This is a genomic window from Streptomyces sp. URMC 123 (assembly GCF_051386515.1).
In the GTDB taxonomy this organism is placed as follows: domain Bacteria; phylum Actinomycetota; class Actinomycetes; order Streptomycetales; family Streptomycetaceae; genus Streptomyces.
Map to the genome: position 1 here is coordinate 24462 of NZ_JBPQTV010000009.1, position 26702 is coordinate 51163.

22 protein-coding genes and 1 pseudogene are annotated in these 26702 nt (G+C 72.0%); 8 read left to right on the top strand and 15 right to left on the bottom strand.

What is annotated here, in order from left to right; genetic code table 11:
* Positions 1 to 80: 80 nt before the first annotated feature.
* Positions 81 to 446 (bottom strand): hypothetical protein, encoded by a 366-nt coding sequence (locus tag ACSNOD_RS02705; protein WP_436765069.1) that lies wholly within the window; start codon positions 444 to 446, stop codon positions 81 to 83.
* A 137-nt stretch (positions 447 to 583) separates the two neighbouring features.
* Positions 584 to 1570, bottom strand: coding sequence for a heme o synthase (locus ACSNOD_RS02710; RefSeq protein ID WP_436765070.1), 987 nt, complete (start codon positions 1568 to 1570; stop codon positions 584 to 586).
* Between the two features lie 331 nt (positions 1571 to 1901).
* Between ACSNOD_RS02710 and tkt the strand changes: the two genes are divergently transcribed.
* From tkt to ACSNOD_RS02750, 8 genes are all read left to right on the top strand, one after another.
* A complete protein-coding gene (gene tkt / locus ACSNOD_RS02715; RefSeq protein WP_436765071.1) occupies positions 1902 to 3998 on the top strand; it encodes a transketolase in 2097 nt (698 codons plus the stop codon).
* Positions 3999 to 4033: 35 nt separating this feature from the next.
* Positions 4034 to 5152, top strand: coding sequence for a transaldolase (gene tal / locus ACSNOD_RS02720; RefSeq protein ID WP_436765072.1), 1119 nt, complete (start codon positions 4034 to 4036; stop codon positions 5150 to 5152).
* Between the two features lie 4 nt (positions 5153 to 5156).
* Positions 5157 to 6680 carry a glucose-6-phosphate dehydrogenase gene (zwf, locus tag ACSNOD_RS02725; protein ID WP_436765073.1) on the top strand — a complete coding sequence of 508 codons (1524 nt, stop codon included), beginning with the start codon at positions 5157 to 5159 and terminating at the stop codon, positions 6678 to 6680.
* A complete protein-coding gene (opcA, locus tag ACSNOD_RS02730) occupies positions 6677 to 7864 on the top strand; it encodes a glucose-6-phosphate dehydrogenase assembly protein OpcA (protein ID WP_436765074.1) in 1188 nt (395 codons plus the stop codon). Before zwf ends, opcA begins: the two co-directional genes overlap by 4 nt.
* Complete coding sequence (gene pgl / locus ACSNOD_RS02735) at positions 7861 to 8643, top strand: 6-phosphogluconolactonase (RefSeq protein ID WP_436765075.1); 783 nt, start codon at positions 7861 to 7863, stop codon at positions 8641 to 8643. The genes opcA and pgl overlap by 4 nt, the downstream gene beginning before the upstream one ends.
* A 180-nt stretch (positions 8644 to 8823) precedes the next feature.
* The gene (locus tag ACSNOD_RS02740; protein ID WP_436765076.1) at positions 8824 to 9741 is read left to right on the top strand and encodes a transporter substrate-binding domain-containing protein; all 918 of its coding nucleotides are present in this window, start codon (positions 8824 to 8826) and stop codon (positions 9739 to 9741) included.
* Between the two features lie 20 nt (positions 9742 to 9761).
* Positions 9762 to 10550, top strand: a complete 789-nt coding sequence (locus ACSNOD_RS02745) for an amino acid ABC transporter permease (RefSeq protein WP_436765090.1) — start codon at positions 9762 to 9764, stop codon at positions 10548 to 10550.
* Positions 10551 to 10557: 7 nt separating this feature from the next.
* Positions 10558 to 11421: an amino acid ABC transporter ATP-binding protein gene (locus tag ACSNOD_RS02750; protein WP_436765077.1), complete on the top strand. Its 864-nt coding sequence runs from the start codon at positions 10558 to 10560 to the stop codon at positions 11419 to 11421.
* Here the strand turns inward: ACSNOD_RS02750 and pgi are convergent.
* The 13 genes and pseudogenes from pgi to ACSNOD_RS02815 form a co-directional block, all read right to left on the bottom strand.
* Positions 11397 to 13046, bottom strand: coding sequence for a glucose-6-phosphate isomerase (gene pgi / locus ACSNOD_RS02755; RefSeq protein ID WP_436765078.1), 1650 nt, complete (start codon positions 13044 to 13046; stop codon positions 11397 to 11399). The two genes, ACSNOD_RS02750 and pgi, sit on opposite strands and share 25 nt — an antisense overlap.
* A gap of 263 nt (positions 13047 to 13309) precedes the next feature.
* Positions 13310 to 13645, bottom strand: coding sequence for an RNA polymerase-binding protein RbpA (locus tag ACSNOD_RS02760; RefSeq protein WP_076971064.1), 336 nt, complete (start codon positions 13643 to 13645; stop codon positions 13310 to 13312).
* A gap of 187 nt (positions 13646 to 13832) precedes the next feature.
* Positions 13833 to 14063 (bottom strand): preprotein translocase subunit SecG, encoded by a 231-nt coding sequence (gene secG, locus ACSNOD_RS02765; protein ID WP_215093480.1) that lies wholly within the window; start codon positions 14061 to 14063, stop codon positions 13833 to 13835.
* Between the two features lie 153 nt (positions 14064 to 14216).
* Positions 14217 to 14972 (bottom strand): triose-phosphate isomerase, encoded by a 756-nt coding sequence (tpiA, locus tag ACSNOD_RS02770; RefSeq protein ID WP_436765091.1) that lies wholly within the window; start codon positions 14970 to 14972, stop codon positions 14217 to 14219.
* A gap of 38 nt (positions 14973 to 15010) precedes the next feature.
* A complete protein-coding gene (locus ACSNOD_RS02775; protein ID WP_436765079.1) occupies positions 15011 to 16222 on the bottom strand; it encodes a phosphoglycerate kinase in 1212 nt (403 codons plus the stop codon).
* A 100-nt stretch (positions 16223 to 16322) separates the two neighbouring features.
* The gene (gene gap, locus ACSNOD_RS02780) at positions 16323 to 17327 is read right to left on the bottom strand and encodes a type I glyceraldehyde-3-phosphate dehydrogenase (protein WP_436765080.1); all 1005 of its coding nucleotides are present in this window, start codon (positions 17325 to 17327) and stop codon (positions 16323 to 16325) included.
* A gap of 250 nt (positions 17328 to 17577) precedes the next feature.
* Positions 17578 to 19782, bottom strand: a pseudogene (locus ACSNOD_RS02785) (M14 family metallopeptidase); the annotation flags it as partial.
* 260 nt (positions 19783 to 20042) lie between these two features.
* Positions 20043 to 21032: a DNA-binding protein WhiA gene (gene whiA / locus ACSNOD_RS02790; protein WP_436765081.1), complete on the bottom strand. Its 990-nt coding sequence runs from the start codon at positions 21030 to 21032 to the stop codon at positions 20043 to 20045.
* Positions 21023 to 22135, bottom strand: a complete 1113-nt coding sequence (locus ACSNOD_RS02795; protein WP_436765082.1) for a gluconeogenesis factor YvcK family protein — start codon at positions 22133 to 22135, stop codon at positions 21023 to 21025. Before ACSNOD_RS02795 ends, whiA begins: the two co-directional genes overlap by 10 nt.
* Positions 22132 to 23073 (bottom strand): RNase adapter RapZ, encoded by a 942-nt coding sequence (gene rapZ, locus ACSNOD_RS02800; protein ID WP_436765083.1) that lies wholly within the window; start codon positions 23071 to 23073, stop codon positions 22132 to 22134. Before rapZ ends, ACSNOD_RS02795 begins: the two co-directional genes overlap by 4 nt.
* Positions 23060 to 25252, bottom strand: a complete 2193-nt coding sequence (gene uvrC, locus ACSNOD_RS02805) for an excinuclease ABC subunit UvrC (RefSeq protein WP_436765084.1) — start codon at positions 25250 to 25252, stop codon at positions 23060 to 23062. Before uvrC ends, rapZ begins: the two co-directional genes overlap by 14 nt.
* 99 nt (positions 25253 to 25351) lie before the next feature.
* A complete protein-coding gene (locus tag ACSNOD_RS02810; RefSeq protein WP_436765085.1) occupies positions 25352 to 26197 on the bottom strand; it encodes a hypothetical protein in 846 nt (281 codons plus the stop codon).
* A 4-nt stretch (positions 26198 to 26201) separates the two neighbouring features.
* A partial coding sequence (locus ACSNOD_RS02815) for a papain-like cysteine protease family protein (RefSeq protein ID WP_436765086.1) occupies positions 26202 to 26702 on the bottom strand: 501 nt, incomplete at its 5' end.

Sequence of the window (26702 nt, forward strand, 5' to 3'; positions counted from 1 at the left end):
CCATCGAGCTACCACAGCACCACGCCTCCCGCCCGGGCCGTGTTCCTACGGCCCCACGGACCTAACGTACGGCCCGGCGGTCAGGTGTTGCTCGGAGCCTCGTTGGCGGGGCCACCGATCTGGATGCCGGCCATCCGCGACCACTCGTACGGGCCGGTGCGCATCTTCGCCGCGAGCTCGCCGTCGAGCGACTCGTGGAGGGTGAGCGAGGCCCGCTCGGCGGCCTGGAGGGCGATGGCGTGGGAGGGGGCCACCAGGTCGCCCCAGGCGCCGTCGGCGCCGACGATCACGATCCGGGCGCCCCGCTGGCCGAGGTGGGCGACATGGCCGTCGGCGCTGCCGCCGTGCCGGCCGGCGAAGGCGCGGATCTGCTTGGCCAGCCGGGCCGCTCGACGCTGCGCCCGGGGGTTCGGCGTGGCGGTCGGGGCCGCCTGGTTCTCTGCCATACCACTGATGCTACCGGCCGGTAACCATCAGGGGAAGGGTGATCCCCCGCCCGCGCGCCGCACTCCCGGAACGGCGAGCGCCCGGCGCCCCGGCCCGCCGGGGCCCGGACACCGGGCGCACCCGGGAGAAACGCCTGTCAGCGCAGGAAGGGGTCCACCGCCACGGCCACGAAGAGCAGCGAGACATAGGTGATGGACCAGTGGAACAGCCGCATCTCCTTGAGCTTGGCGCCCGTCAGCCCCGCCTTGGCCCGCGCCTGGAGGGCGTGCGCCTCCACCAGCCACCACGCGCCGGCGACGACCGCGACCAGCGGGTAGAACCAGCCCACGTACCCCAGCGGCCACAGCAGCAGCGAGACGCCGACCATGACCCAGCTGTAGAGGACGATCTGCCGGGCGACGACCGTGTTGGAGGCGATGACCGGGAGCATCGGCACGCCGACGCGGGCGTAGTCCTCCTTGACCTTCATCGACAGCGGCCAGTAGTGCGGCGGCGTCCAGAAGAACATGACGAGGAAGAGGATGACCGCGGCCCAGGAGAGCTCGTTCGTCACGGCGGACCAGCCGATGAAGACCGGCAGACAGCCCGCGATGCCGCCCCAGACGATGTTCTGCGCCGTGCGCCGCTTGAGCCACATGGTGTAGACGACGACGTAGAACAGCAGCGCCCCGAGCGCCAGGGCCGCCGACATCCAGTTGACCAGCAGGCCGAACCAGACCGTCGAGACGACGCCGAGGGTGATGCCGAAGACCAGCCCCTCGCGCGGCGTGACCATGCCGGTGACCAGCGGGCGCTGGGACGTACGGTCCATCAGCGCGTCGATGTCCCGGTCGATGTACATATTGAGCGCGTTTGCGCCGCCCGCGGAGAGGTACCCGCCGATGCAGGTGTAGAGCACCAGCAACAGGTCGGGCACACCCTGCTCGGCGAGGAACATCACCGGAACGGTGGTGATCAGCAGCAGCTCGATGATCCGCGGCTTCGTCAGCGCCACGAATGCCTTGACCCTGGCCCCGAACGGCCGATGGGCCGGCCGGTGAACAGGGCCCTTGGCGAGCTCCCCCACAACCCTTCGGGTAGGGGCGGTACCCCCACCCGCAGGACGGGATTCGACGGCTGTCACGCACACCCCTGACAGAGATCCCAGCGAGCTCCGGACAAATGGCCCGGCGAGGACTCGCGCGTACCACGCCACTCTAGACGGAGGACATACGCGGCTCGTCGCGGGGGTGGGTCGTGTTGTCCGCCCCGCGTTCACGGTTCGGGGGGACACTGCGAGGAGGACCGAGGGAATGGCGCCGGTTTGGGAAACGGTTCACCGGAGAGGTCCCCCGGCGGTCGACCGGAAACCGACCGGAAGTCGAAAAGATGCACGTGCCCGCGAGGGTAGGCTCGACAGCGCCGGGGCACCTGTCACCGGCATTCGACCATGTGGAGAGGAGCCCTGACCCAGGGTGAGCACCAAGCCGACCACCACAGATCTCGAGTGGACCGAACTGGACCAGCGGGCCGTCGATACCGCCCGCGTCCTGGCCATGGATTCCGTGCAGAAGGTCGGTAACGGCCACCCGGGCACGGCCATGAGCCTCGCTCCCGCCGCGTATCTGCTCTTCCAGAAGCTGATGCGGCACGACCCGTCGTCCCCGGACTGGGTGGGCCGTGACCGGTTCGTCCTCTCTCCCGGCCACACCAGCCTGACGCTGTACATCCAGCTCTTCCTGGCCGGCTACGGCCTGGAGCTGGACGACCTGAAGGCGTTCCGCACCTGGGGCTCCCGGACGCCGGGCCACCCCGAGCACGGGCACACCACGGGCGTGGAGACCACGACCGGCCCGCTGGGCCAGGGCATCGCCAACGCCGTGGGCATGGCCATGGCCGCGCGCTACGAGCGCGGGCTGTTCGACCCGGACACCCCGGCCGGCGAGTCCCCGTTCGACCACACCATCTGGGCGATCGTCTCCGACGGCGACCTGGAGGAGGGCATCTCGGCGGAGGCCAGCTCGCTGGCCGGCCACCAGAAGCTCGGCAACCTCATCGCGCTCTACGACGACAACCACATCTCGATCGAGGGCGACACCGCCACGGCGCTGTCCGAGGACGTCCTCAAGCGCTACGAGGCGTACGGCTGGCACGTCCAGCGCATCGAGCAGTCGCCCAACGGCGACTTCGACGTGCACGCCCTGTACGCGGCGCTGAAGGCGGCGCAGGCCGAGACCGAGCGCCCCTCGATGATCGCGGCGCGCACCATCATCGCCTGGCCGGCCCCCAACGCCCAGAACACCGAGGCCTCGCACGGCTCGGCGCTGGGCGAGGAGGAGGTGGCCGCCACCAAGCGCGTCCTGGGCTTCGACCCGGAGAAGCACTTCGAGGTCGCCGACGAGGTGCTGGCCCACGCCCGTGACGTGGTCGCCCGCGGCCGCGACGCGCACTCCCGCTGGAAGAAGCAGTTCGAGGACTGGCGCACCGCCAACCCCGAGCGGGCGGCGGAGTTCGACCGGATCGACGCGGGCCGGCTGCCCGAGGGCTGGGAGAAGGCCATTCCGGTCTTCCCCGCCGGCAAGGCCGTGGCCACCCGCAAGGCGTCCGGTGAGGTCCTCAAGGCGCTCGGCGCCGTGGTCCCCGAGCTGTGGGGCGGCTCCGCCGACCTCGCCGGCTCGAACAACACCACGATCGACGCCTCGTCCTCCTTCCTGCCGGCGGACAACCCGCTGCCGGAGGCGAACCCGTACGGCCGGACGATCCACTTCGGCATCCGCGAGCACGCCATGGGCTCGACCATGAACGGCATCGCGCTGCACGGCAACACCCGGGTGTACGGCGGCACCTTCCTGGTCTTCTCGGACTACATGCGCCCGGCCGTCCGGCTGGCCGCGCTGATGCAGCTGCCGGTCACGTACGTCTGGACCCACGACTCGATCGGTCTGGGCGAGGACGGCCCCACCCACCAGCCGGTGGAGCACCTGGCGGCGCTGCGCGCGATCCCGGGCCTGAGCGTGGTCCGCCCGGCCGACGCCAACGAGACCGCCGTCGCCTGGCGCACCATCATGGAGCGCCACGCGGTGCCCGGCACCGGCCCGACCGGCCTGGCCCTCACCCGGCAGAACGTGCCGACCTGGGACCGGGAGGCGTTCGGCTCCGCCGAGGGCACGGCCAAGGGTGGCTACATCCTGGTCGAGGCGTCCTCGGGCCGCCCGGACGTGATCCTCATCGGCACCGGTTCCGAGGTGCAGATGGCGGTCGAGGCGCGGGAGACCCTCGAGGCCGAGGGGATCGCCACCCGCGTGGTGTCGATGCCGTCGATCGAGTGGTTCAACGAGCAGGACCAGGCGTACCGCGAGCAGGTGCTGCCGCCGGACATCAAGGCCCGGGTGTCGGTCGAGGCCGGCATCGCCCAGGGCTGGCGCGAGCTGGTCGGGGACCACGGCCGCATCGTCAGCCTGGAGCACTTCGGCGCCTCCGCCGACTACCAGGTGCTCTTCGAGGAGTTCGGTCTGACCTCCCGCGCCGTGGCCGCCGCCGCCCGCGAGTCGGTCGCCTCCGTGCGCCGCTGACGCCCCATACGACTCAAGCAGGAGATGCAATTCCCATGGCAGACGCACTCAAGCGCCTCTCCGACGAAGGCGTCGCGATCTGGCTGGACGACCTGTCGCGCCAGCGCATCACGTCCGGCAACCTCGCCGAGCTGATCGACCAGCAGCATGTGGTGGGGGTGACCACCAACCCGTCGATCTTCCAGAAGGCGATCTCCGAGGGCCACGGCTACGACCAGCAGCTGACCGACCTCGCCGCCCGCCGGGTCACGGTCGAAGAGGCCATCCGCATGATCACCACGGCGGACGTCCGCGACGCCGCCGATGTGCTGCGGCCGGTCTTCGACGCCACCGGCGGCCGGGACGGCCGGGTGTCCATCGAGGTGGACCCGCGGCTGGCGCACGACACCCGCGCCACGGTCGCCGAGGCCAAGCAGCTCGCCTGGCTGGTGGACCGCCCCAACACCTTCATCAAGATCCCGGCGACCGAGGCGGGCCTGCCGGCCATCGCCGAGGTCATCGGCCTGGGCATCAGCGTCAATGTGACGCTGATCTTCTCACTGGAGCGCTACCGCGCGGTGATGGACGCCTTCCTCACCGGTCTGGAGAAGGCGAAGGCCGCGGGCCTGGACCTGTCCACCATCGAGTCGGTCGCCTCCTTCTTCGTGTCCCGCGTGGACACCGAGATCGACAAGCGGCTGGACGCCCTGGGCACGGACGAGGCGAAGGAGCTGCGCGGCAGGGCCGCGCTGGCCAACGCCCGGCTGGCGTACCAGGCGTACGAAGAGGTGTTCGCGTCCGACCGCTGGGCGGCGCTGGAGAAGGCGGGCGCCAACCGGCAGCGGCCGCTGTGGGCCTCGACCGGTGTCAAGGACCCGGCGTACAAGGACACCCTGTACGTGGACGACCTGGTCGCCCCGGGCACGGTGAACACCATGCCGGAGGCCACCCTCCAGGCCGTCGGCGACCACGGCGACATCACCGGTGACACCGTGCGCGGCACCTACGAGCAGGCGCGGGCCGACCTGGACGCCCTGGCGAAGCTGGGTATCTCGTACGACGACGTGGTACAGCTCCTGGAGGACGAGGGCGTCGAGAAGTTCGAGGCGTCCTGGAACGACCTGCTGAAGTCCACCGAGGCGGAACTCAAGCGACTCGCTCCTTCGGAGGCGTAAACACGTGAGCAGCAGCAATCCGCTGCGTGACCCCCTGGACCGGCGGCTCCCGCGCATCGCGGGGCCGTCCGGTCTGGTCATCTTCGGTGTCACGGGCGACCTGTCGCGCAAGAAGCTGATGCCCGCCGTCTACGACCTGGCGAACCGCGGACTGCTGCCGCCGGGTTTCTCCCTCATCGGGTTCGCCCGCCGGGAGTGGGCGCACGAGGACTTCGCGCAGGAGGTGTACGAGGCGGTCAAGGAGCACGCCCGTACGCCGTTCCGCGAGGAGGTCTGGCAGCAGCTGGTCAACGGCTGCCGCTTCGTGCAGGGCACCTTCGACGACGACGAGGCGTTCGCGACGCTCAAGTCGACCATCGAGGAGCTGGACGCGGCCCAGGGCACGGGGGGCAACTTCGCCTTCTACCTGTCCGTGCCGCCGAAGTTCTTCCCCAAGGTGGTCCAGCAGCTCAAGAAGCACGGACTGGCGGACCAGAAGGAAGGCTCCTGGCGCCGCGCGGTCATCGAGAAGCCGTTCGGCCACGACCTGGCGAGCGCGCAGGAGCTCAACCGCATCGTCCACGAGGTCTTTCCGCCGAACGAGGTCTTCCGGATCGACCACTATCTGGGCAAGGAGACGGTCCAGAACATTCTGGCGCTGCGCTTCGCCAACCAGATGTTCGAACCGATCTGGAACCGGTCGTACGTGGACCACGTCCAGATCACGATGGCCGAGGACATCGGCATCGGCGGCCGGGCCGGCTACTACGACGGCATCGGCGCCGCCCGGGACGTCATCCAGAACCACCTGCTCCAGCTGCTGGCGCTGACCGCCATGGAGGAGCCCGGCTCCTTCGACGCGGACGCGCTGGTGGCGGAGAAGACCAAGGTGCTCGGCGCGGTCCGGCTGCCGCAGGACCTGGGCCGGCACACCGTGCGCGGTCAGTACTGCCACGGCTGGCAGGGCGGCGAGGAAGTGCTCGGCTATCTGGAGGAGGAGGGCATCGACCCCCACTCCACGACCGACACCTACGCCGCCATCAAGCTGGGGATCGACAACCGCCGCTGGGCGGGCGTGCCGTTCTACCTCCGTACGGGCAAGCGGCTCGGCCGCCGGGTGACGGAGATCGCGGTCGTCTTCCAGCGGGCGCCGCACTCCCCCTTCGACCACACGGCCACCGAGGAGCTGGGGCAGAACGCCCTGGTCATCCGGGTGCAGCCGGACGAGGGCGTGACCGTGCGGTTCGGCTCGAAGGTGCCGGGCACCTCCATGGAGGTCCGGGACGTGTCGATGGACTTCGCCTATGGCGAGTCCTTCACCGAGTCGAGCCCGGAGGCGTACGAGCGGCTGATCCTGGATGTGCTGCTCGGTGACGCCAACCTCTTCCCGCGGCTGGAGGAGGTCGAGCTGTCCTGGAAGATCCTCGACCCGATCGAGGAGTACTGGGACCGCAACGGCAAGCCCGCGCCGTACGCGGCCGGGACCTGGGGGCCGGTCGAGGCGGACGAGATGCTCGCACGAGACGGACGGAGCTGGCGCCGGCCATGAAGATCGACCTGACGGAAACCACCTCCAGCAAGATCAACGCCGCTCTGGTGCAGGGCCGCCGCGCGATCGGCACCCCGGCCGTCGGCATGGTCCTCACCCTGGTCATCGTCACCGACGAGGAGAACGCGTACGACGCGCTCAAGGCGGCCAACGACGCCTCCCGCGAGCACCCCTCGCGCACCCTCGTGGTGATCAAGCGGGCCAGCCGCTCGCCGCGCGACCGGGCCAAGGCCCGGCTCGACGCGGAGGTGCGGGTGGGCGCCGACGCCGGCACCGGGGAGACCGTGGTGCTGCGGCTGCACGGCGAGGTGGCGGCCCACGCCCAGTCCGTGGTGCTGCCGCTGCTGCTGCCGGACGCCCCCGTGGTCGTCTGGTGGCCGGTCGGTTCGCCGCTGAACCCGGCCGCCGACCCGCTGGGCGCGCTCGCCCAGCGGCGGGTCACGGACACCTACGCCGCCGAGCACCCGGTGCGGGAGCTCACCGCCCGCGCCCAGTCCTACACCCCGGGCGACACGGATCTGTCCTGGACCCGGATCACCCCGTGGCGTTCGATGCTGGCGGCCGCCCTGGACCAGATGCCGTGCGAGATCGTCTCGGCGGAGGTCACGGGCGAGGAGTACAACCCGAGCTGTGAGCTGCTGGCCATGTGGCTCGCGGACCGGCTCGGCGTGCCGGTGGAGCGCAAGGGCTCCCAGGGGCCCGGCCTCACCTCCGTACGGCTGGAGTCCACGGACGGGAGCATCGTGCTGGACCGCGCCGACGGCGCGCTGGCCACGCTCTCCATCCCGGGCCAGCCGGACCGCGCGGTGGCGCTCAAGCGGCGGGACACCGCCGAGCTGCTCGCGGAGGAGCTGCGCCGGCTCGACCCGGACGACACCTACGCCTCGGCGGTGAGGATCGGCGTGGAGGGGCTGGGCAGCCCGAACAAGGCCGCCCGCGACTCGGCGGCGGCCGAGGGCCGGGAGGCGGCCGCGGAGGCGGCTGCCGCGGAGGCGGAGCGGGAGCCCGATGAGGCTCCCGGCTCGACCGGCTCGACCGGTTCCACCGGGGGCGGCGGCAAGGCGGCGTCGAAGGCGTCGAGCACGTCGAACGCCTCGAACGACGCCTCGAACGCCTCCGGCGGGAAGAAGGCGGCGGGCGGCGAGGGGTCGCAGGGCGGCGGCCGGAAGGCGGCCCGCAAGTGACCGCTCCGCAGGTCGTGGTCCACCGCGACAAGGAGCTGATGGCGAAGGCCGCGGCGGCCCGGCTGATCACGAAGATCGTGGACGCCCAGGCCGCCCGCGGCTCCGCCTCCGTGGTGCTCACCGGCGGGCGCAACGGCAACGGTCTGCTCGCCGCGCTCGCCGAGGCCCCCGCCCGGGACGCGGTGGACTGGTCGCGGCTCGACCTGTGGTGGGGCGACGAGCGGTTCCTGCCCTCCGGCCATCCGGAGCGCAATGACGTCCAGGCCCGCGAGATGCTGCTCGGCTCGGTGCCGCTGGACCCGGCGCGGGTGCATGCGATGCCGGCGCCGGACGGGCCCGAGGGCTTCGACGCGGACGCCGCCGCGGAGGCGTACGCCGCCGCGCTGGCCGCCGCGGCCGGCCCGGAGGACCACGGTCCCGTGCCCTCCTTCGACGTCCTGTTGCTGGGCGTGGGGCCGGACACCCATGTGGCGTCGCTCTTCCCCGAGCACCCGGGCGTGCGGGAGACCGAGCGCACGGTGGTCGGGGTGCACGGCGCGCCGAAGCCGCCGCCCACCCGGGTCTCGCTGACCCTGCCCGCCATCCGGGCCGCCCGCGAGGTGTGGCTGCTCGCGGCGGGCGAGGACAAGGCGCAGGCGGTGGCCGTGGCGCTGTCCGGCGCCGGTGAGGTCCAGGCCCCCGCCGCGGGGGCGTACGGGCGCAGCCGCACGCTGTGGTTGCTCGACGCGGCCGCGGCGGCCGGCCTGCCGCGCTCGATGTATCCCCCCGCGTCACCGTAGTCCCACCGGTTTCACACCGGTCGCGGTGCGCCGTCCGGAGCCCCGAGGTCCATGGCCTCGGGGCTCTGGACATTCCGGAGACGGGTACGCGACGCTGTGCGGTCCCACGGTCGCGACATCCGTGAGGTCGGGGGGTCGGGGGCCGGGGAGCTACGCACCGCCACGCACAGGGGGTTGCCGATGACACCGCCCAGCAGCCGAGCGCGCCGCAGTACTGCCGTCCGGCGCCACCGTACGGTGCTCCCTCGCCGCCGTACTGTGCGCGCGCGCCGCAGTACTGTCGCCCGGCGCCACCGTACGGTGGTCGCCCTGGCCGGGGCCCTGGCGGCGCTCGCCGTCGGCTGCGGTTCCTCGGGCTCCGGGGGCGCCACCGTGGACGGGGTGCGCCTGGTGAAGGAAGGCCGGCTCACCACCTGCACGCATCTGCCCTATCCGCCCTTCCAGTTCGAGCGGGACGGCAAGGTCGTCGGCTTCGACGTGGCCTTGATCGACCTGGTGGCGGCGGAGCTCGGCGTCGAACAGGTGGTGGTGGACAAGGCGTTCGAGACCATCAGGACGGGGGCCGATCTCAACGCGGGCCTGTGCGACGTGGCCGCCGCCGGCATGACGATCACCGATGAGCGCAGAGAGAACCTGGACTTCTCCCAGCCGTACTTCGAGGCCACCCAGGCGCTGCTGGCCCGCAAGGGTGTCCGGGCCGGCTCCCTGGCGGAGGTGAAGGCGGGCGCGGCGCGGCTGGGCTCGCAGTCCGCCACCACCGGGGAGGAGCTGGCGCGCCGGGCCGGCATCGACCCCACGTCGTACGAGTCCTCCGACGCCGAGCTCAACGGGCTCCGCACCGGGCAGGTCGATGTGATCATTCAGGACTACCCGGTGGTGCGGAACTGGCTGAAGGACCCGGCCCTCGCCGAGCGGTTCACCCTCTCCGCCGATCTGCGGACCGGCGAGAGCTACGGCTTCGCGGTGCGCAAGGGCGGCAATCCGAAGCTGCTGGAGAAGATCGACGCGGTGATCCGCACAGCGCGGGCCGACGGCACGTACCGCAAGCTGTACGAGGAGTGGATCGGCCCGATGCCGAAGGGCGCCGACGGCCGGTGAGCGCCCGGGAGTCCGCCCGGATGTCGCCGCGGCGCCGGCGGCGGATGGCGCGCGGCGCGCAGTACGCGGTGCTGGTGGCGGCGGTGACGGTCCTGGCGGCGCTGGCCGACTGGCCGCGCATCCAGCAGCAGTTCCTGGACCCGGGCGTGGCCGAGCAGCTCTTCCCCGATCTGATCACCGTGGCCCTGTTCAACACCGTCGTCTACACCCTCTCCGGGTTCGCGGTGGGGCTCGTGCTGGGGCTGCTGGTCGCGCTGATGCGGCTGTCGTCCGTGGGCCCGTACCGCTGGCTGGCCATGGCCTACATCGAGTTCTTCCGGGGCCTGCCCGCGTTGCTGATCTTCATCTTCGTGGGGGTGGGGGTGCCGCTCGCCTTCCCCGGCGCGGCGCTCCCCGGCGGCACGTACGGCCAGGTGGCGTGCGCGCTGGGCCTGGTGTCGGCGGCGTACATGGCGGAGACCATGCGCGCCGGCATCCAGGCGGTGCCGCGCGGCCAGGTGGAGGCGGCGCGCACGCTGGGCATGTCCCAGGGGCTCGCGATGCGCTCGATCGTCCTCCCCCAGGCGTTCCGGATCATCGTGCCGCCGCTGACGAACGAGCTGGTGCTGCTCTTCAAGGACTCCTCCCTGGTGCTGTTCCTCGGGGTGACGCTGGAGCAGCGCGAACTCACCAAGTTCGGCCGGGACCTGGCCGGGCAGGAGGCCAACACCACGCCCATCTTCGTGGCGGGGCTGTGCTATCTGCTGATCACCATTCCCCTCGGGCTGCTCGTACGGCGGCTGGAGGCCCGGCACGCGAAGGCCCGGTGAGACGGCGATGACAGTCGGGGAAGGCGTGCCGCCGGCGATCGACATCCGGGGGCTGCGCAAGTCCTTCGGGGATCTGGAGGTGCTGCGCGGTGTGGACTTCCGCGTCCGGCCGGGCGAGGTGGTGTGTGTGATCGGCCCCTCCGGGTCGGGCAAGTCCACGCTGCTGCGCTGTGCGAACCTGCTGGAGCGGCCGACCTCGGGCACCGTACGGGTGCGGGGGGTGGATCTGACGGACCCCGATGTGGACCTGGACCGGGTGCGCCGGCGGATCGGCATGGTCTTCCAGTCCTTCAACCTGTTCCCGCATCTGACGGTGCTGGAGAACCTCACCATCGCCCAGCGGCGGGTGCTGCGCCGGGGCAGGGCCGAGGCCACGGCGATCGCCCGGGAGAACCTGGCGAAGGTGGGGCTGCTCGACAAGGAGGACGGCTATCCGGCGCGGCTGTCCGGCGGCCAGCAGCAGCGGGTGGCGATCGCGCGGGCGCTGTCGATGGGCCCGGAACTGATGCTGTTCGACGAGCCGACGAGCGCGCTCGACCCCGAACTGGTGGGCGAGGTGCTGGCGGTGATGCGCCGGCTCGCCGACGAGGGGATGACCATGATGGTGGTCACCCACGAGATGGGCTTCGCCCGCGAGGTCGCCGACCGGGTGGTCTTCCTGGACGACGGGCGGGTGGTGGAGGAGGGCGCTCCGGGCGAGGTGCTCGTCCGCCCGGAGCACCCGAGGACCCGGGCCTTTCTGGCCCGGGTCACCCGGCCGCAGGAGGCCCCACCGCCGGGAACGCCTCAGCAGGCCCCACCGCCGGGGGCGGCGGACGCCGCCGGCGGCGCGGCCCCCGGCGGGGCTCAGCGGCCGCGCAGCGACCGGTAGCGGCTCACCAGGGCGGCCGTGGAGCCGTCCAGGCCCTCCCCGCCCGTCCCCTCGGTCAGTACGGGCTCGATCCGCTTGGCGAGCACCTTGCCGAGCTCGACGCCCCACTGGTCGAAGGAGTCGATGTTCCAGATCGCGCCCTGGACGAACACCTTGTGCTCGTAGAGCGCGATGAGCTGGCCCAGTACGGAGGGGCTGAGCTCCGTCGCCAGGATGGTGGTGGTGGGGCGGTTGCCGTGGAAGGTGCGGTGCGGCACCTGCTCGGCGGGCACGCCCTCGGCCGCGACCTCCTCGGCGCTCTTGCCGAAGGCGAGGGCCTGCCCCTGGGCGAAGAGGTTGGCCATCAGCAGGTCGTGCTGGTCCTTCAGCTCGCCGAGCTCCTCGACCGGCCGGGCGAAGCCGATGAGGTCGGCGGGGATCAGCTTGGTGCCCTGGTGCAGCAGCTGGTAGTAGGCGTGCTGGCCGTTGGTGCCGGGGGTGCCCCAGACGACCGGGCCGGTCTGCCAGTTCACCGGGCGGCCCTGGCGGTCCACGGACTTGCCGTTGGACTCCATGTCCAGCTGCTGGAGGTAGGCGGTGAAGCGCGACAGGTAGTGGCTGTAGGGCAGGACGGCGTGCGACTGGGCGTCGTGGAAGCCGCCGTACCAGACGCCGAGCAGCCCGAGCAGCAGTGGCGCGTTCTCCTCCGCCGGGGCGGTCCTGAAGTGCTCGTCGACCAGGTGGAAGCCGGCCAGCATCTCGCGGAACCGCTCCGGGCCGATGGCGATCATCAGCGAGAGGCCGATGGCGGAGTCGTACGAGTACCGGCCGCCGACCCAGTCCCAGAACTCGAACATGTTGGTGGTGTCGATGCCGAACTCCGCGACCTCGGCCGCGTTGGTCGACACCGCGACGAAGTGCCGTGCCACGGCCGACTCGTCCCCGCCGAGCCCCTCCAGCAGCCAGCGCCGGGCGGCCTTGGCGTTGGTGATGGTCTCGATGGTGGTGAACGTCTTGGAGGAGATGATGAACAGGGTCCGGGCCGGGTCCAGGTCCCGTACCGCCTCGTGCAGATCGGCTCCGTCCACGTTGGAGACGAAGCGGAAGTCCAGCCGCCGATCGGTGAAGGGGCGCAGCGCCTCGTAGGCCATCGCCGGGCCGAGGTCGGAGCCGCCGATGCCGATGTTGACGACGGTGGTGATGCGCTCCCCGGTGTGCCCGGTCCAGCCGCCCGAGCGAACCCGGCCGGCGAAGACGGACATCTTGTTGAGCACCGAGTGGACCGCGGGCACGACGTTGTGGCCGTCCACCTCGATCACGGTGTCGTGCGGGGCGCGCAGGGCGGTGTGCAGCACCGCGCGGCCCTCGGTGTTGTTGATCTTCTCGCCGCGGAACATGGCGTCCCGCAGCCGGGTCACGCCGGCGGCCGCGGCCAGCTCGCGCAGCAGCCGCAGCGTCTCATCGGTCACCAGGTGCTTGGAGTAGTCCAGGTACAGGTCGCCGACCTGCGTGGTGAGGCGCTCGGCGCGCCCCGGGTCGGCCGCGAACAGCTCCCGCAGCCGCACCTCCCCCAGCTGCTCCCGGTGCTTGGCCAACGCGATCCACTCGGGCATCTGATCGAGCCTGGCCCGGCCTGCTGCGTTCATCTCGGACATCCCCGAATCAGCTCACTTCTCCTCGTCACTGCCCCGCTGCGCATCCAACCTAATTGATCAGAAGCCGGTACGAGGTGTCCCCCGGCTCGCGGCATGGTCGAAAAACGCGGGCGGCCCGAAAGCGCGGCCCGGCGGAACACGACGGCACCGGGAACACCCCGGCACCGGAAACGCCGTGGCGCCGAGAACGCGACGGGCCCGGGGCGCGGGTGTTCCGCGTCCCGGGCCGTCACCCGTACGAGAGGGGGTACCGCTCAGATCTCGCCGCGCAGCTTGGCCAGCGCCTCGGCCAGGATCGCCTCGCCGTCGGCGTCGCTGCGGCGCTCCCGCACATAGGCGAGGTGCGTCTTGTACGGTTCGGTGCGCGGCGGGTCCGGCGGGTTGTCCCGGTCCTTGCCGGCCGGGAAACCGCAGCGGGGGCAGTCCCACGTGTCGGGAATCTGCGCGTCGCTGGCGAAGCTCGGCTGCGTCTCGTGCCCGTTCGAGCACCAGAAGGAGATGCGCAGGCGCGGCGCGGACTCGCCCCGCTCGGCCTCACCCATCGGCCCCGCTCCGACCCGACTTCCACGGATCGCGTTGCCACTTGCCACGGTCGTAACTCCCTGCGTGATGGTGCTGCGAAGCATCGATAGGCAGCTCCGCTGCCGGGGCGCCCCAGTCTACGTAAGGCCCAACGCGCGTCCAGTGACTGGAGTTACACCCCCGCGCCCGAGGACGCGAGCCTCCATGATAGGCCGCGCACGCGACGGTGTGTCAGACGGCGAGTCGGACAGGGAGTCAGCTGTCCAGCTTCATCAGCAGTCCGAGGACGACAATGCAGGCGAACCACAGCAGACCGACCACCACGGTGATGCGGTCGAGATTCCGCTCGGCGACGGAGGAGCCGCCGACCGAGGACTGCATGCCGCCACCGAACATGTCGGAGAGGCCGCCGCCCTTTCCCTTGTGCATGAGCACCAGCAGCATCATCAGCAGGCTGAAGACGATCAGGGCGATCGAGAACCCCATAATCACGGCTGGACCAACTCTCTACGGACTCGTGATGGCGACGGGGGCCGGGCGGCGGTCATGCCGCGGTCCGGCCCCCGACAGGGTACGACGGAGGAGGGCCCCCGGCCTACTCACCGGCCGCGGGGCCACCCTCGGTGGTCCCGGAGAACCTCACTGGTCCCGGAACCGGACGATCTTGACGAACTCCTCGGCGTCCAGCGAGGCACCGCCGACGAGGGCGCCGTCGACGTCCGGCTGCGCCATGATCGCGGCGACATTGCCGGACTTCACGGAGCCGCCGTACTGGATGCGGACCTTGTCGGCCAGCTCCCGGTCGTAGAGCTCGGCCAGCCGGCCGCGGATCGCCCCGCAGACCTCCTGCGCGTCCTCGGGGGTGGCGACCTCGCCGGTGCCGATGGCCCACACGGGCTCGTAGGCGACCACGATCGTCTCGGCGTGCTCGGCCGGGATGTCCGCCAGGGCGCCGTCGAGCTGCGCGAGGGTGTGGGCGACGTGGTTGCCCGCCTTGCGGACGTCCAGGCCCTCGCCGATGCACAGGATCGGGGTGAGGCCGTGCCGGTACGCGGCCTTGACCTTGGCGTTGACGAGCGCCTCGTCCTCGCCGTGGTACTGGCGGCGCTCGGAGTGGCCGATCACCACGTAGGTGCAGTTCAGCTTGGCCAGCATGGCGCCGGAGATCTCGCCGGTGTAGGCGCCGGAGTCGTGCGCCGAGAGGTCCTGGGCGCCGTACCTGATCCTGAGCTTGTCGCTGTCGACGAGGGTCTGGCACGACCGCAGGTCGACGAACGGCGGCAGGACGGCGACCTCGACGGCGTCGTAGTCCTTATCGGTGAGGCTGAAGGCGAGCTTCTGGACGTGGGCGATGGTCTCCAGGTGGTTGAGATTCATCTTCCAGTTGCCCGCCATCAGCGGGGTGCGGCCCTTGTGGGGAGCGGTCACGGTGTTCAGTCCTCCAGTGCGGCGAGGCCGGGGAGCGTCTTGCCCTCGAGGTATTCGAGGCTCGCGCCGCCGCCGGTCGAGATGTGGCCGAAAGCGTTCTCGTCGAAGCCCAGGATGCGGACCGCGGCGGCGGAGTCCCCGCCGCCGACGACCGTGAAGGCCGGGCTGTCGGTGAGCGCCTGGGCGATGGCCTTGGTGCCCTCGGCGTAGGTGGGGTGCTCGAAGACGCCCATGGGGCCGTTCCAGAAGACGGTCGCGGCGTCGGCGAGCCGGCCGGCGTACAGCTCCCGGGTCTTCGGGCCGATGTCCAGGCCCTCCTGGTCGGCGGGGATGGCGTCGGTGGCCACCACGCTCGGGTTGGCCGGGGCCTTGGTCTTCAGGTCCGGGAACTCGGCGGAGACCAGGACGTCGACGGGGAGCAGGAACTCCACGCCGCGCTCCTTCGCCCGCGCCAGGTACTCCTGGCAGGCCGGGATCTGGTCCTCCTGGAGCAGCGAGATGCCGACCTCGTGGCCCTGGGCCTTGAGGAAGGTGTACGCCATGCCGCCGCCGACGAGGATGCGGTCGGCCTTCTCCAGCAGGTGGTCGATGACGCCGAGCTTGTCGGAGACCTTGGCGCCGCCGAGCACGACCACGTACGGGCGCTTGACGTCCTCGGTGAGCTTCTTCAGCACGCCGACCTCGGTGGCGATGAGGCCGCCGGCGGCGTGCGGCAGGCGCGCCGGGAGGTCGTACACGGAGGCGTGCTTGCGGTGCACGGCGCCGAAGCCGTCGCCGACGTACACATCGGCGAGCGCGGCCAGCTCGTCGGCGAAGGCGGCGCGCTCGGCGTCGTCCTTGGCGGTCTCGCCGGCGTTGAAGCGCAGGTTCTCCAGCACGGCGACCCGGCCGTCGGCCAGGGCGGCGACGGTGGCGCGGGCGGACTCGCCGACGGTGTCGGTGGCGAAGGCCACCGGGGCGCCGAGCAGTTCGCCGAGGCGGTCGGCGGCGGGGGCGAGGGAGAACGCGGGGTCCGGGGCGCCCTTGGGGCGGCCCAGGTGCGAGGCGACGATCACCTTGGCGCCGGCCTCGGCGAGCCTCTTGATCGTCGGCAGGACGGCGCGGATGCGGCCGTCGTCGGTGATGACGGCGCCGTCGAGCGGCACGTTCAGATCGGCGCGGACGAAGACCCGCTTCCCGGTCAGGCCCTCGCCGATGAGTTCATCGATCGTCTTCACGAAGTGACTCCGTTGCTGTGGTCATGGGACAGGGCTCGTGCGGGGCGTCTTCGCTCCGCACGAGCCCTGTCCTCCATCTCGGTGCCTTACGCGGCAGCGATCAGAGCTGGCCGCCGACGAAGGTGGTGAGGTCCACCAGACGGTTGGAGTAACCCCACTCGTTGTCGTACCAGCCGACGACCTTGACCTGCTTGCCCTGGACCATGGTGAGCTGCGAGTCGAAGGTGCAGGAGGCCGGCCAGTTGACGATGTCCGAGGAGACGATCGGGTCCTCGGTGTACTCGAGAATGCCCTTGAGCTGACCCTCGGCGGCCTTCTGGAAGGCGGCGTTGATCTCTTCCTTGGTGGTCTCGCGGTCGAGCTCGAGGACCAGGTCGGTGACCGAGCCGGTCGGGACCGGGACGCGCATGGCGATGCCGTCCAGCTTGCCCTTGAGCTGCGGGAGGACCAGCGCGGTGGCCTTGGCGGCGCCCGTGGAGGTCGGGATGATGTTCTCCGCGGCGGCGCGGGCGCGGCGCAGGTCCTTGTGCGGGAAGTCCAGGATGCGCTGGTCGTTGGTGTAGGCGTGGACCGTCGTCATCATGCCCTTGACGATGCCGAAGGTCTCGTCGAGGACCTTGGCCATCGGCGCCACGCAGTTGGTGGTGCAGGAGGCGTTGGAGATGACGTGGTGGTTGGCCGCGTCGTACTGCTCGTGGTTGACGCCCATCACGATGGTGATGTCCTCGTCCTTGGCCGGGGCCGAGATGAGGACCTTCTTCGCGCCGGCGGCGAGGTGCTTGGCGGCGTCGTCGCGCTTGGTGAAGATGCCGGTGGACTCGATGACGATGTCGGCGCCGAGCTCACCCCACGGCAGGTTCGCCGGGTCGCGCTCGGCCATCGTCTTGAACGTCTGGCTGCCCACCGTGATGGTGTCGTCGGTGTGGCTGACGTCCTGCTTCAGGCGGCCCAGGATCGAGTCGTACTTCAGCAGGTGGACCAGGGTGGCGTTGTCCGTCAGGTCGTTGACACCGACGATCTCGATGTCCGCGCCCTGCTCCAGGAGCGCGCGGAAGTAGTTGCGACCGATACGGCCAAAGCCGTTGATGCCTACGCGGATCGTCACGAACCGATCTCCTCGTTGGTGTGGCCGGTCTGGGCGCCGGCGAACTGTATGGGATGTCCCCGACCACCACCGACCCTACCTCTCCCGGGCGCTTTGGGTGACATCGAGCAGTCGGGGACACGCACCGTCAGCGGCGCAGCGCGCGCAGTGCCGCACCCAGCAATGACGCCCGCTCGGCGGGGGTGGCGACGTGCTCCAGACCGAAGCCGAGGAGCACCGTGGAGCGGGTCGTGACGGCGGCCGAGCGGCCGGGCTGCGCGGGCGGGGCGTAGGCGCCCGCGCCGGCGCTGGTGAACTGCTCGAACGCCTCCGGGGGCAGGATGTCCGAGGTCACGGTGTAGAGGCCGGCGGCGTCGAGCGGGTTGCCGGGCGCGTCGGCGAGGGCGGCGCCCGCCGGGGCGAGGCGTCCGGCGCCGGTGAAGGCCGTCGGCCGGCTCACCGAGGTCCGGCTGTGGGCGCCGAGGTAGTACTGGGCGACGTCGTTGGTGAGCGCGGAGCCGACGACGGAGCCGCCGCCCGCCTGTTCCCCGGCGGTGATCAGCCGGCCGCCCTCGTTGAGGTGGGCCCGTACGGCCAGCAGGGTGGCGCCGCCGGGGCGGCCCTCCCCGGTGTACCAGACGACGTCCTTGAAGTGGCTCAGGACGCCGAGGGCGTGCGGGGCGCCCCGGGTGGCCACGTCCCAGACGGCGGCGCGGCGCTTGTTGGCGGCGAGGGCGGCGGTGTACGCGTCCGTGTGGCGCGCCGGGGTGTCGCCGCCCTCCTCGGCGATGACGAGGGTGTCGGCGCGGGGGCGTGGCGCGACGGTGTAGCGGAACGGTTCGGCGGCGGTGGGCGCGCCCTCGCGGGTGCGGCCGCTGAACCAGACGGTGACCTCGGCGCCGGGCCGGGCGCCGGTCACCCGGGCCCGGTACTCGTCGAAGCGGATGTTGTCCTCGCCGCCGTAGACCCTGCCGCCCCGCCAGGGCAGCAGCGGTGCGGTGCGGATGGGGCCGCCGTCGATCCGGTAGTGGAGGCGCTTGTCGCGGACGCTCTTGCGGGCGACGACGGAGACCTCCTGGGGGCCGCCGGCGGCGTACGAGGTGGTGAAGGCGTCGGGGGTGAAGTCGGGGGCGGTCATGCCCACCGGGGAGCTGGGGCGGTCGGGGTGGGCCGCGGTCTCGGCGACGGCGAGCGCGAACGGAACGTTTTTCCGGAACTCCTGCTCGATGAGGGTCCGGTCGTCGGGGAAGTTGAACCCGGACTGACAGTCGCCGGGCTCCCAGGCGTCGTTCGGGTCGAGCGCGGAGGCGGTGGCGCACGTCGTCATCTCGGGGGTGAACATCATCATCCCGTTGACGTTGGCGGCGTGGCCGTCGGACTCGCCGTTGGTGGTGTAGAGCTCGGAGGACATCTGGGGGCGGTAGCCGGGCACGGCCGGGTTCTCGGGGGTGCCGGCGAGGGCGCGGTAGAGGACGTCGTCGGGGGTGGGGGTGGCCACCTGCCAGCCGACGCCGTAGAGGATCAGCTCGGCGGCGGAGTGGTAGTTGATGCCGTACTCGAAGCCGACGCGCTTCTGGAGGGCGTCGAGCGCCTTGGTCTCGGGCTCGCTCATGGGGGCGGCGCCGCGGTAGGTCTCGCTGGCGGGGTTCGGGGAGGAGCCCTCGTTGTCATATCCCCAGCGGTAGCGGAAGTTGCGGTTGAGGTCGACGCCGTCGCCGGGCCGGATCTGGCCGTCGCCGTTGTTGTCGCGCAGGTTCTTGCGCCAGAGGCGGTTGCCGGGGGTGAAGCTGAAGTCGTAGCCGTCGGGGTTGGCCGAGAGCACGAACCACAGCTCCGTACGGTCGACGACGGTGGTGATCCGGTCGTCGCGCCCGTAGGAGTCGAGGTAGTGATGCATCAGCCGCCGGGTCATCTCGGGGGTGATCCACTCGCGGGCGTGCTGGTTGGAGACGTGGAGGACGGCGGGCTTGGCGCCGTCGGGGGTGGCCGACGCGCCCTTGCTGATCTTGACGGCGAGGATGTCCTGGCCGTTCAGGCTCTTGCCGATGGGGACGACCTTGGCCAGGCCGGGGTGGGTGCGGCCGACCTCGACGATCTCGTCACGGAGGCCGCCGGGCGCGCTGTACGGGCGGAAGACGCCGTCGCCGGCCGCGGCGACCCGCTGCCGCGCGGCCGGGGAGAGCGTGCGCTCGGTGAGGCCGACGCCCTGGGCGCGGAGCCGGTCGGCCTGGGTGCGGGTGAGGAAGAGCTCGACGTGGGTGGTGCCCTTGTCGGGCGTGCGCACGCCCAGCTCGTGGGCGTCCGCGCCGGCCTCCAGGAGCAGCGGCACCTGCTCCCCGGTGACCTCGGCGGTCCATACGGCGATGGGCTCGCCGCCGCCGTCGCGCGCGGGGTCCGCGTGGGCCGCGGGCATGGCGGCCAGCCCGCCCAGCAGCAGCGAAGCGGCCGCGAGGACGGCTCTCGCCTTGCGTCTCATGTGCCCCCCTTGTCGTGGTGGTCGCCGTCCGGCCCATCGGTGAACAGGGGGAACGGCCAGGGCAGAGTCACGATGGCATCATGATCATGTCAAGACCGCTTTCCGCGCCACGGTGGAGGGGCGGTGGCGCGGCGACGGCGCGGGCCGCGGCGGGGTCGGCCGTGCGGCGCGTGCGGGGCGCGGCGGAGCCGGCCGTGCGGCGCGTGCGGGGCGCACGCGCCCGCGTGCGCGCCCACCGAGCCGGGCCGGAGGCCGGCCCGTCAGCCGACCATGCCCTCGGCCATCTCCTCGGAGAGGTTCGACTCCGTGCCGGGGATGCCCAGGTCCTGGGCCCGCTTGTCGGCCATGGCCAGCAGCCGGCGGATGCGGCCGGCGACGGCGTCCTTGGTCAGCGGCGGGTCGGCGAGCGCGCCGAGCTCCTCCAGGGACGCCTGCTTGTGCTCCATCCGCAGCCGTCCGGCCGCCGCCAGGTGCTCCGGCACCTCGTCGCCGAGGATCTCCAGGGCCCGCTGGACCCGCGCGCCCGCGGCCACCGCCGCGCGCGCCGAGCGGCGCAGATTGGCGTCGTCGAAGTTGGCGAGGCGGTTGGCCGTGGCGCGGACCTCGCGGCGCATCCGCCGCTCCTCCCAGGCCAGCACGGACTCGTGCGCCCCGAGCCGCGTCAACAGCGCGCCGATCGCGTCACCGTCCCGGACGACCACCCGGTCCACGCCGCGGACCTCGCGCGCCTTGGCGGCGATGCCGAGCCTGCGGGCCGCGCCCACGAGCGCCAGGGCCGCCTCGGGGCCCGGGCAGGTCACCTCCAGCGAGGAGGAGCGACCGGGCTCCGTGAGCGAGCCGTGCGCCAGGAACGCGCCGCGCCAGGCCGCCTCCGCGTCGCAGGTGGCCCCGGAGACCACCTGCGGGGGCAGCCCGCGGATCGGGCGGCCGCGGCCGTCGACCAGGCCCGTCTGCCGCGCGAGCTGGTCACCGCCCGCCACCACCCGTACGACGTAGCGGCTGCCGCGCCGCAGCCCGCTGGGCGCCATCACCACGAGGTCGGAGGAGTGTCCGAAGATCTCCAGGATGTCCTTGCGCAGCCGCCTGGCGGCGATGCCCGTGTCCAGCTCCGCCTCGATCACGATCCGGCCGCTGACCAGGTGCAGGCCACCGGCGAATCGCAGGATCGACGAGACCTCCGACTTGCGGCAGCAGGTCCGGGTGACGGGTAGCCGGGAGATCTCGTCCTTCACCGCTGGCGTCATCGCCATGGGCCGATCCTTCCATGCATCCGAAAAATACGGTCGTACGCGGCGGCCAGCAGCTCCGGATCGTGCCTGGGAGAGCCGCCTCCCGAGCCCTCGGGCGGGCGGGAGGCGCTCCCCGCGACAGCCGGGGGAACGCTCCCCGCCTGGGCCACCGGCGCCAGCTCGACCGTGCCCCCGAGCCGCTCCGCGGCCTCGGTGAGGCTCCGCCGATCGGGCACGGCGGCCTCGTCGGCCAGCACCACGTCGAAGGCGAGTTTAGGGGCGTGTCGGGCCAAAACCTCCAAATGACGCTGCGGGGAGAAGCCCGCGGTTTCACCCGGCTGCGGGGCGAGGTTCAGCGAGAGCACCCGGCGGGCCTTGGTCTCGACGAGGGCGTCGAGCAGCTCGGGGACCAGCAGATGCGGGATCACGGAGGAGAACCAGGAGCCGGGGCCGAGCACGACCCAGTCGGCGTCCAGCACGGCCTCCACGGCCTCCGGCACGGCCGGCGGGTCGTGCGGCACCAGGTGCACCGACTGCACCTCGCCGGGGGTGAGCGCGACCGTGGCCTGGCCGCGGACGGTGCTCACCACGTCCGGCCGCTCGGGGTCGTGGCCCCGCACCAGCGCCTGGAGCTCCAGGGGCACGGCGGACATGGGCAGCACCCGGCCGTGCGCGCCGAGCAGCTTGCCCACCAGGTCGAGCGCCTGGACGTGGTCGCCGAGCTGTTCCCAGAGGGCGACGATCAGCAGGTTGCCCACGGCGTGGCCGTGCAGATCACCCTCGCTGGCGAATCGGTGCTGCACCACCCGCGCCCAGGTCTGCCCCCAGTCGTCGTCCCCGCACAGCGCGGCCAGCGCCTTGCGGAGGTCACCGGGCGGGAGCACGCCGAGCTCGTCACGGAGCCGGCCGCTGGAGCCGCCGTCGTCCGCGACCGTGACGACGGCGGTCAGATCACCGGTGATCCGGCGCAGGGCGGCGAGCGAGGCCGAGAGGCCCTGCCCGCCGCCCAGCGCCACGACCTTGGGCTGGGCGCCGCGCCGCCGGCCCGTACGGCCTCCGGTGAGGCCCGTACGGTCCGGGACCAGCCGGCGCACGCGCCGCAGCCTGAGGGATTTGCCGGTCACTCGCGCCCCATGTCCCGGTGGACCACCACGGTCTCGACCCCCTCGGCGGCCAGGCGCCGGGCCAGCTTCTCGGACATCGCGACGCTGCGGTGCTTGCCGCCGGTGCAGCCCACCGCGATGGTCACATAGCGCTTGCCCTCCCGGCGGTAGCCGGAGGCGATCAGCTGGAGCAGCTCGGTGTAGCGGTCGAGGAACTCCTTGGCGCCGGGCTGGTTGAAGACGTAGTTGGACACCTCGTCGTTGAGGCCGGTGAACGGCCGCAGCTCCGGCACCCAGTGCGGGTTGGGCAGGAAGCGGCAGTCCACGACGAGGTCGGCGTCGACGGGCAGGCCGTACTTGTAGCCGAACGACATGACGGTGGCGCGCAGCTCCGGCTCCTCCTCGCCGGCGAACTGGGCGTCCATCTTGGCGCGCAGCTCGTGGACGTTCAGGCTGGAGGTATCGATCACCAGATCGGCGTCGCCGCGCAGCTCGCGCAGCAGGTCCCGCTCGGCGGCGATGCCGTCGACGATCCGGCCGGAGCCCTGGAGGGGGTGCGGCCGGCGCACGGACTCGAACCGGCGGACCAGGGCCTCGTCGGAGGCCTCCAGGAAGATCACCCGCCGCTTGACGTTCTTGGCGGCGAGATCGGCCAGCGACTCGCGCAGATTGTCGAAGAAGCGCCGGCCGCGCACGTCCACCACGACGGCGATCCGGGCGACGTTGCCCTGGGAGCGGGCGCCGAGGTCCACCATGGTGGGGATCAGGGCGGGCGGCAGGTTGTCGACCACGAACCAGCCGAGGTCCTCCAGGCACTTGGCGGCGGTGCTGCGGCCCGCCCCCGACATGCCGGAAATGATCACCAGCTCGGGGATGGACGCCGTCTCGGCGACCTCGCCCGTCGTGCCCGTACTCACCTGTGCTCCGTCTCTCTCGGTACCGATCTCATGATCCGTCATCGTCACTCCCCCGTGTCGACGAGGAGGCCGCGGGCGCGGGCTCCTCTTCCATGATCTCCCCTGTCGCGGTGTTCACCGCCGGGGCGGCCGGGGCCGCCCCCGCCAGGGCCGCGGCGACGGTCTCGGCCGTTTTGCGGCCGACGCCGGGCACCTCGCAGATCTGTTCGACCGTGGCCGCCCGCAGCCGCTTCAGCGAGCCGAAGTGCTTCAGCAGCGCCTGGCGGCGGGTCTCGCCGAGGCCGGGCACGGCGTCCAGCGGCCCGGCCCGCAGGGCCTTGCTCCGCTTGCCGCGCTGATAGGTGATGGCGAAGCGGTGCGCCTCGTCCCGGACGCGCTGGAGGAGATAGAGCCCCTCGCTGGTGCGCGGGAGGACCACCGGGTCGTCCTCGTCCGGCAGCCAGACCTCCTCCAGGCGCTTGGCGAGGCCGCAGACGGCGACGTCGTCGATGCCCAGCTCGTCGAGCGCCCTGCGGGCGGCGGCCACCTGCGGCCGGCCGCCGTCCACGACCACGAGCTGCGGCGGGTAGGCGAAGCGGCGGGCCTTGCCGGTCTCCGGGTCGATGGGGCCGCCGGGGCCGCTCGGGCCGCTCTCCTCGACGCCGACCTCGCCGGTGCGGTGCGGGCCACCGGCAGGCGCGGTGACGGCTCCGGCCTCGGCCCCGGCCTCGGTGGCCCAGCCGGCTCCGGCTCCCGCTGCGGCTCCGGCTCCGGTTCCCGTTTCGGCTCCGGTGCCGTGCTCCCCCGGGTCGCCGGTCTCCTCGTCCCACTCGCCGGTGCGCAGCTTCTCCTGGAGGTAGCGGCGGAAGCGGCGGCTGATCACCTCGTGCATGGACCGGACGTCGTCCTGGCCGGCGAAGGACTTGATCTGGAAGCGGCGGTACTCGCTCTTGCGCGCCAGGCCGTCCTCGAAGACGACCATGGAGGCCACCACGTCGTCCCCCTGGAAGTGCGAGACGTCGAAGCACTCGATGCGCAGCGGCGCGGAGTCCAGGTCCAGGGCCGCGGCGATCTCCTCCAGGGCGCGGGAGCGGGTGGTCAGATCGGAGGCCCGCTTGGTCTTGTGCAGCGCCAGGGCCTGCTGGGCGTTGCGGCCCACGGTGGCCATGAGGTCCTTCTTGTCGCCGCGCTGCGGGATGCGCAGATCGACGCGGGAGCCCCGGCGCTGGGCCAGCCACTGGGCGACCGGCTCCACGGGGTCCGGCAGCGCCGGCACCAGCACCTCGCGGGGCACGCCCTCGCCGCTCTCCTCGCCGTAGAGCTGCTGGAGGGCGTGCTCGACCAGCCCCGCGGTGTCGACCGCCTCGACCTTGTCGGTGACCCAGCCGCGCTGGCCGCGCACCCGGCCGCCGCGCACATGGAAGATCTGGACGGCGGCCTCCAACTCGTCCTCGGCCACGGCGATCAGGTCGGCGTCGGTGGCGTCGGCGAGCACGACGGCGTTCTTCTCCATGGCGCGCCGCAGCGCCTCCATGTCGTCCCGCAGCCGGGCGGCCCGCTCGTACTCCATCTCCTCGGCCGCCTCGTGCATCCGCTTCTCCAGGCGGCGCAGATACGTGCCGGTGCGGCCGGCCATGAAGTCGCAGAACTCCTCGGCCAGTTCCCGGTGTTCCTCGGGTGTCACCCGGCCGACGCAGGGGGCGGAGCACTTGCCGATGTAGCCCAGCAGACAGGGGCGGCCGATCTGGTTCGAGCGCTTGAAGACGCCGGCGGAGCACGTCCGGACGGGGAAGACGCGCAGCATCAGGTCGACGGTCTCGCGAATGGCCCAGGCGTGGGCGTAGGGGCCGAAGTAGCGCACACCCTTGCGCTTGGGGCCGCGCATCACCTGGACGCGGGGGAACTCCTCGTTCAGGGTGACGGCGAGCGAGGGGTAGCTCTTGTCGTCGCGGTACTTCACATTGAACCGCGGGTCGAACTCCTTGATCCAGGAGTATTCGAGCTGGAGCGCCTCGACCTCGGTGGAGACCACGGTCCACTCCACCGAGGCGGCGGTGGTGACCATGGTGCGGGTGCGCGGATGGAGACCGGCGAGGTCCTGGAAGTACGAGGAGAGCCGCTGGCGCAGGCTCTTCGCCTTCCCGACGTAGATCACCCGGTGGTGCTCGTCACGGAATTTGTAGACCCCGGGCGAGTCGGGGATCTGTCCCGGCTTGGGTCGGTAGCTGCTGGGGTCTGCCATGCCATCACCCTACTGGCGACCACCGACAGATCCCCCGTGCCGGGGGGAGCGGGACGTACCGCTTCGGCCGTTTCCGGCACGGGCCGGACTCTCACTGCCTCAGCGGCGCCTCAGCCGCCGCGCGGCCACGGTGCCCAGCCCGAGGGCGAGCGCCGCCGATCCCGCCACGGCGAGGACGGGCGCGTTCAGCGGCCCCTCGTCGGTGCCGCGCACGGCGCCGGAGGCCCGCTGCGCGGCCGGCTCCTCGGCGGCGCCGGCCCCGTAGCCCCCGGCGCCGCCCCGCTTCGCGTAGGCCGAGCCCGGCAGCTTGTCGGCGTACGCCGCGCGCACCCGGTCGCGATAGGCGTCGAGCGTCGTGCCGGCGGCGCCGACGGCCCGGCGCGCGTCCTCGTCGAGCGGCAGGACCCGGTCGCCGCGCTGCACGTACCACGCGTCGATCTGCGGCTCGCGGAACACCGTGCCGCCGGCCAGCGCCCGCGCGCCCTGCGCGGCGTAGCGGGTCTCGTCGTCGCCGGTGGCGATGTTGACCACCTTCCACGAGCCGTCCTCGGCCCGTACGGTCCACACCGACGCCCGCCGGCCGTCCGAGGCGACGGCCGTACTGGCGAGGAACTCCTGCTTCGCCACCGGTGCCCCGGGCTTCCCCGCGACGAACTCCGGGGACAGGGTGTTGACGGGCACGGCCGCGCCCTCGATCCGGGGCTCCACCCGGTTCGCGGCGAGGCTTCCGTCACGGGCGAAGAACCGGGAGAGGGTCTCCAGGGTGCCCGGCGCTCCGGCGGCGCTCCGGGCGGCCGTCAGAGCGGCCTGGTCGGGGGCCGGGGGCTGGGCCGGCGGGGCCCCGGCGGCCTGGGCGAGCTGCGGCCCGAGGGCGAGCAGGGCCGCGGCGATCGCGCCGGTGGCCGCGGCACGGGAGGCCAGGACGCGCTTGCGGTTCGTCGTCATGGCGTCACGCCCCGATCCGGTAGAGCGAGTGCGTCCAGGAGAACTGGTTGTTGCTGACGTACCAGCTGTGCGAGGCCCAGTTGTAGCGGTCGGAGGACTGCCACGGGTCGCCCCAGTACACCCAGCCGCCGTTGGTGTCGTAGCCGTAGATCACATGCATGTGGCCGCCTCCGGACGACCACTGGATGCGGGTCTCGATGGGCCGCTTGGCGTCGATCTCCGTCTGCACGGTCGGGTAGCGCAGCCAACCGCTGACGTAGCTGCCGGGGTTGACGCCGGTCCAGCGCAGGGCGGTCTGCACATGGCCCAGGGTTGCCTGGGAGTTGGGGCACTCGGTCCCCTGCTGACGGTTGAACGCCGCGTTGCAGAACTGGTTCTGGCTGTACTTCTTGCCGAACCAGGTGGCGATCGTGTTGCCGGCCGCCGCCCAGCACCAGTTGGTCTTCTGCTGGGCCTGCATGGTGATGTCGAGCTTGTTGGCGGCCAGGGCGCCCTGGCCGCCAAC

Coding starts and splice junctions, on each gene's coding strand:
- ACSNOD_RS02705 (WP_436765069.1), bottom strand. CDS start 446: ATGGCAGAGAACCAGGCGGCCCCGACCGCCACGCCGAACCCCCGGGCG.
- tal (WP_436765072.1), top strand. CDS start 4,034: ATGGCAGACGCACTCAAGCGCCTCTCCGACGAAGGCGTCGCGATCTGG.
- opcA (WP_436765074.1), top strand. CDS start 6,677: ATGAAGATCGACCTGACGGAAACCACCTCCAGCAAGATCAACGCCGCT.
- ACSNOD_RS02740 (WP_436765076.1), top strand. CDS start 8,824: ATGACACCGCCCAGCAGCCGAGCGCGCCGCAGTACTGCCGTCCGGCGC.
- ACSNOD_RS02745 (WP_436765090.1), top strand. CDS start 9,762: ATGTCGCCGCGGCGCCGGCGGCGGATGGCGCGCGGCGCGCAGTACGCG.
- ACSNOD_RS02750 (WP_436765077.1), top strand. CDS start 10,558: ATGACAGTCGGGGAAGGCGTGCCGCCGGCGATCGACATCCGGGGGCTG.
- pgi (WP_436765078.1), bottom strand. CDS start 13,046: ATGAACGCAGCAGGCCGGGCCAGGCTCGATCAGATGCCCGAGTGGATC.
- secG (WP_215093480.1), bottom strand. CDS start 14,063: ATGGGGTTCTCGATCGCCCTGATCGTCTTCAGCCTGCTGATGATGCTG.
- tpiA (WP_436765091.1), bottom strand. CDS start 14,972: ATGGCGGGCAACTGGAAGATGAATCTCAACCACCTGGAGACCATCGCC.
- whiA (WP_436765081.1), bottom strand. CDS start 21,032: ATGGCGATGACGCCAGCGGTGAAGGACGAGATCTCCCGGCTACCCGTC.
- rapZ (WP_436765083.1), bottom strand. CDS start 23,073: ATGACGGATCATGAGATCGGTACCGAGAGAGACGGAGCACAGGTGAGT.
- uvrC (WP_436765084.1), bottom strand. CDS start 25,252: ATGGCAGACCCCAGCAGCTACCGACCCAAGCCGGGACAGATCCCCGAC.
- ACSNOD_RS02810 (WP_436765085.1), bottom strand. CDS start 26,197: ATGACGACGAACCGCAAGCGCGTCCTGGCCTCCCGTGCCGCGGCCACC.